Annotated in this window: 4 protein-coding genes; 2 read left to right on the plus strand and 2 right to left on the minus strand. The window is 61.2% G+C overall.

Annotation, left to right across the window (positions count from 1 at the left end; translation table 11 throughout):
- Positions 1-779: TonB-dependent receptor (locus H1Y01_RS09580; RefSeq protein WP_180540247.1), on the minus strand; the 779-nt coding region annotated here is incomplete at its 3' end.
- Positions 780-1,282: 503 nt separating this feature from the next.
- On the opposite strand from H1Y01_RS09580, the gene H1Y01_RS09585 reads away from it, so the two are divergent.
- Complete coding sequence (locus tag H1Y01_RS09585; protein WP_180540249.1) at positions 1,283-3,283, plus strand: DUF2339 domain-containing protein; 2,001 nt, start codon at positions 1,283-1,285, stop codon at positions 3,281-3,283.
- Positions 3,284-3,308: 25 nt separating this feature from the next.
- Positions 3,309-3,911 (plus strand): AAA family ATPase, encoded by a 603-nt coding sequence (locus H1Y01_RS09590; protein ID WP_180540251.1) that lies wholly within the window; start codon positions 3,309-3,311, stop codon positions 3,909-3,911.
- Positions 3,912-3,920: 9 nt separating this feature from the next.
- Here H1Y01_RS09590 and H1Y01_RS09595 read toward each other — a convergent pair.
- The coding region (locus tag H1Y01_RS09595; RefSeq protein WP_219341420.1) for an energy transducer TonB at positions 3,921-5,316 on the minus strand (1,396 nt) is incomplete at its 5' end.

The raw sequence follows: 5,316 nt of genomic DNA on the forward strand, positions 1-5,316 counted from the left end.
TCAAAGACCTCCCCGTGGAACCGATTGCCTCCGGATTTAAAAACCAGGTTGATCGTGCCGCCATTTCCCCGCCCGTAGCGGGCATCGGCATCCGTCGTTTCTTCCGAAAATTCCTGGATCGCATCGATGGGCGGGAAAATGACTACGGCCAGACCATTGTGGTTCTCGTTGTCTCCAATGCCATCGAGAAGCAGCCGGTTTTCCTGATAACGCAGTCCGTTGAAGGCGTACGAAGTCGGGCCGCGCTGCTGCGTATAGGGAATACTGACAATCTGGGTCTGCGCCGGCACCGCACCCGCGCCTAATCCCACCAACTCGGCAAAGTTACGCCCGTTCAGCGGAAGATCCTTAACCGCTTCTTCGGTGCGAAGGTTGGATACGGTCGAGGATTCCGTCTCCAGGAGACTATTTGTGGCCTCGACGGTAACGGTCGTGCTGGCATTGCCCACCTGCAAGGCTGCATCCGCGGCGACACGCTGGCCTACTTCCAACCTGACCTTCTCCTGAACCTTGCCAAAACCCGGAGCTTCGAAATTCACAGAGTAATCACCGGGCTTCAATGGCGGCGAAACGTAAAGCCCGTCCGAGTCTGTGTCCAGATTCGTTGTGACCCCGGTGGCGACATTCTGAATGGTGATTTGGGCGCGTGCGATTACCGCTCCGGATGGGTCCCGGACGACTCCGGTGATGGTGCCTGTTTCAACAATCTGTGCATTTATGCTGCGGAATCCAATGACAGCAAGGAAAAGCAGGAGAGAGACGCGGCGTAGTCGATTCATGAAAGATTCCCCTTTATATCGGCTTATATTGGCCAAAGCTTCAGACTGAGGCTGCAAACGCACTTCGCCCTGAGATTTGCAAGGGTCACAGCGACTAAGCGGACCCAGCAGACCGCTCGATGCAGGGCGGCGGGCAGCTCTTTTTGATTTGTCTTGTAACTTTATCGGGATATGGATGTTTTGTCAATAGCCTTTCGCCGAATTGTCGGCGAAGGTTTGGGTCTCGAACCGTTCGGTGAGACTGATGGGCTGAGTGCCCGATGCGTCCTGAAACACCAGTGAGGTTGTCAGATCGGAGCCGGTCGCATTCGGCAAGGCGGACATCGCAATCGAACGCGGGACCCGTGCCGCGCGTCGGCGCAACTTGAATCCAAGGGGTCGTGCTCTGCAGCGTCCACGAGTCATCCGCGTCGGAGCGGACATCGCAGGACTCTATCACGAAATGTGATAAAAGGCTCGAATCGACTTTTGCAGCCGCCCTAGTATGCTAAAAACTCCCTGCGGTGAACACCGACGATCCGGACGACCCGTTAGCGCGCGTGCTCTCGCGTTTGGATGACATCGAAGCGCGACTGCGCGCGCTCGAAGCGGGCCGGACTTTGCGAACGGTTGCCTCTGCACCCGCAGCCGCACCGGTTCCGCCACCTCCGCCGCCACCCTCGCCGGTTCCCGAACCTGAACCCACACCGCCCGCACGCCCCGAATTCGAAACGCGCGTCGGACTCACCTGGCTCAACCGCATCGGCGTCCTGACCGTAGTTCTCGGCGTTGCGTTCTTCTTCAAATACGCGATCGACAACGGACTCATCGGCGAAACCGGGCGCGTAGTTCTGGGAGTCGCCGTCGGGTTGGCGGCGCTCGCCTGGGCCGAGTTCATGTCGCGCCGCGGGCACCGGGTTTACGCCCAAGGGATCACGGGCGCGGGCATCTCGATCCTGTATCTATCGCTCTACTCCTCGTTCGGCTTCTATCACCTGTTGCCGCAGTTGGTCGTGTTTGGGCTGATGTTTCTGACCACCGTCGCGGCCGTCGCCCTTGCGCTCTACTACAACGCGATCGCCATCGCGGCCCTTGGGCTGATCGGCGGGTATCTAACGCCGCTCGTGCTGAGCATGAATGAGGACCGTCCGTGGATGCTCTTTTCCTACATCTTCATCCTGGGCGCGGGCGGAATGGAGCTGGTGGGGCGAAGGAAGTGGAGGCTCCTGGAGCCCTTGCTGCTCGCGGGAACTTCTCTCGTCTACTTCCTGTGGTTCGTCGATCACTTTCGACCGGGCAAAGAGTGGGTCGCAACGGTTTCAGCGCTAGCTCTGTACGCGCTGTTCTGGCAGTCCGGCGGGCGGCGCATTCTGATCGGCGCGCAAGCGCTGGGCACGCTGGCGATTCTTGCCGCGTGGCGCGGGCAGATCGGGAGCCTGTGGTTTAATCTGCTACTCGGAACGGCGGGGCTGGCCGCCGCGCACAGACGGAAGTCCTTCGATATTGCCACGGCAGCGTTCTTCGCGTTCTGGTTCACTGCCGCCGCGTGGCACCTTCGCGATAGCCGGATTCTATCGGCCGCCGGCCTCGCCGTGATCACGATCGCGATGTTCCTATTCCTTGCGTTTGCGATCCGGCAGTTATCTCGATATCAAGAGAATTCGCATGCGTCGCCCTCGCTTCTCGCAATTCTCGGCGTCGATGGGCTCGCATATTTTGGCATCTGCTATTTCATATTGGAAGCCGGATACCGCGCCTATCTGGGTCCAGGCGCGGCGGCGATGGCAGCCATCCACTTCGGCGTTGCTTGGTTTCTTTGGAAGCGTCCGGCGGCATCCGGTCGAGATAACACCCCGATCTTGCTGAGCGCCGGAGTCGCAACGGCATTCGTGACGCTAGCGATTCCCATTCAGTTTTCGCAATATCGCATCACCATGGGATGGGCGCTCGAGGGCGCGCTGTTCACGTGGATTGCATCCCGAACCGGCAACCGGCGCTTCGGAGCCGCGGCTATCGCGATTTTCGCGCTTGCGTTTGCCCGCGTGGCGCTGGTTGATGCCGCGTCGGCTCAGGGCAGGGCGCGTCTGCTCACCTTTGTTGTCACGGGCGTCGGTTACTGGCTCGGATCGCGGTGGATGGAACAGGACATCCGCGCTTTGCTGCTGTATCTCTCCGGCCATTTCGTTGCGCTTTGGGGGTTGCTGCTGACGGCGCTCGACTGGGCTGGACAACAGGCGAATGCTGCCAGCGTTGCGGTGGTGTCCGTCTCCGTTCTGCTGGCGGCGTACGGAGTGGTGATGGTCGTTCTCGGGGTGACGCTGGGCTCCCTGGTGAACCGCTATATCGGTCTTGCGCTGCTCGCGGCCGTGATCCTGAAACTCTACTTCTTCGATGTCTGGCAGTTACAGCAAACCTTCCGCGTCGTCGCGTTTGTGGCGCTAGGGCTCCTGCTGCTTACCGCGTCTTTCCTGTACTCGCGGTTTCGTCCGGTCATCGGGAAGCTATGGGACCGAAACTCGACCTAACCCTGGTTGCTATCCTTTCCGGCAGATGTTTCTACGCATCCTCTCCCACCCGGTCTTCGTCAACCTGAACTTTCACATGCCGCTGCTGATCGATCTGTCGCATCCTTTGGTGATGCTGACCGGCGAGAATGGCTCAGGCAAGAGCACCCTGCTGCAATCGATTTACTACGCGCTGAAAAACGAGAAACCGGATGGCTTTGTCTATCGCTGGCAGGCGGCCGATGACGTCAGCCGCAAGTCAGTCTTCCTCTTCGACGCCGAGCAGCATAACCCGCGCATGCAGCTCGATAAGTTCGCCGGCGGCTCCGCGATGCGGGAGTTTCTCCAATCGGCAAGTCACGGGCAGGTGATGTTGTCTCTATTCCGCGAGACGTTTCCGAAGCTTCCGGATCACACCGTCTTGCTGCTCGATGAGCCCGAGATGGCGCTGTCCGTCTCCAACCAGCGCCGCATTCTGAAGATGCTGCAGGAACTCGTGGCGGCGAAGCAGTTCCGGATCATCTGCGCGACGCACTCGCCGGTCTTAATGGATTCGCCCGCGACCTACACCATCAATCTCGACGAATACATCAACCGCAACGTGATCGACCCGACTCTCGGAGTCGAAGGCGCGAGCACCATCCAGTAGTTACTGCGATTACATCGCGGGCCGGAAGCGGAAGTGGGCGATCACTTCGCTCGGAACCGACTTGTCTTTCACGTGCGCGGGTTCGAACTGCCACTGATAGGCTGCTCCGCCGGCGAGCTCGACGAACTCGCGGGCCTTTTGTTTCGAGATGACCTCTACGCTGCGGACGCGGCCGGTTTTGTCGAGTTTTAGCTTGAGATCGATCGGAAGAGGCGCCGTCAGACTGCGTGCCAGGTCCGCCGGGACTTTAGGAGCGAACGTGTGAACGGCCTGCGCCGGAGTAAAATCCTCGCCGCCTTCGTAGGCGCCGCCGATTGACCCGATCAGCGGGATATGGTGAGCCACGCGCTTCAAGGAACCGCTCTCGACCGGTTCGACAGAAATAGCCGTCTCAGCGCCTTCTTCGTGCCCGGAAACGGATGCGGCGGAAGCAGCGGGCGTGGCGTAGTGGCTCCAGGCGAACCCCGGCCGTGAGGGAGGCTCCTTAGTCGCTGAAACCGGCGCGGGCGCTGGTTCGGAAGGGGTCGTTGGTTGCGGTGTCACATTCGCCGTAGAGACCGGTGCAGCAGGAACGGGAGCGGGCGGCGAGCTTGGCTTGTACGCCAGAACCGAGGCAACGCCCTTGCGCGCGGTGGGCACAGGCACCGCCGGAATCGCGGGCTTGGGTTTCGGGAGCGGAGCCGCCGTTGCGCGCACCGGCGCCGCAGGCTGGACTTGAACAGGCGCGGGAACCGGTGAGGACGCTGGTTTTTCCGGCGAAGAGATCCGGGCCGCTGCAGCGGGCTGCTGCGCCACAGCTGCCGGTTTTACGGGCTCCGGAGCGGCCGGTTGCGAGTTAATCGCAATATCGCCGGGACGCGAGCCGAATTGGTCGTTGTGACTGCTCGCGGTTCCGAAAATATATCCGCCGAACGCTGCGACCGCCGCGACCATTCCCAGAACCACCGGCCAGCGAAATCGCTGAAAACCGGCGGATGATGGGGTCTTATTCTCCGGGGGCGGCGCGGGAAGCACCGCGCGCCGAACACCCGCGGGCGCCGGCTTGGACGCCGGGGGTTGAACCGGCGTCGCCGGTGCGGCCACGCGGGCGCCCGGAAGCTCGTCGAGTGTATCCGCGTACTCGAACGGTAACGCTTGCGCGATCGGCGCCCCATCGCGGACTCGAGCCGGAGTCCAATCTTCAATCGGCTCCTGAACCGGAGCCGGCGGCACGACGACGGACGGGGAACTATGGCCGCCGCCGCTGGCGTCGACAGGTTCCACCAGCGGGAAGTCGCCTTCTTCCAGCTGCTTTGCATCCATCGGGAACGGCAGGTACGTTTGTTTCCGGTTTACCGCGCCTTCTTCCCAGAAAAAGAATCCGCCGGTCGCCGATCCATCGCCCTCCGGCTTGATCAGCAGCGCG

Origin of the sequence: Nevskia soli, from assembly GCF_903970205.1 — a bacterium.
Taxonomy (GTDB): domain Bacteria; phylum Acidobacteriota; class Terriglobia; order Bryobacterales; family Bryobacteraceae; genus Bog-113.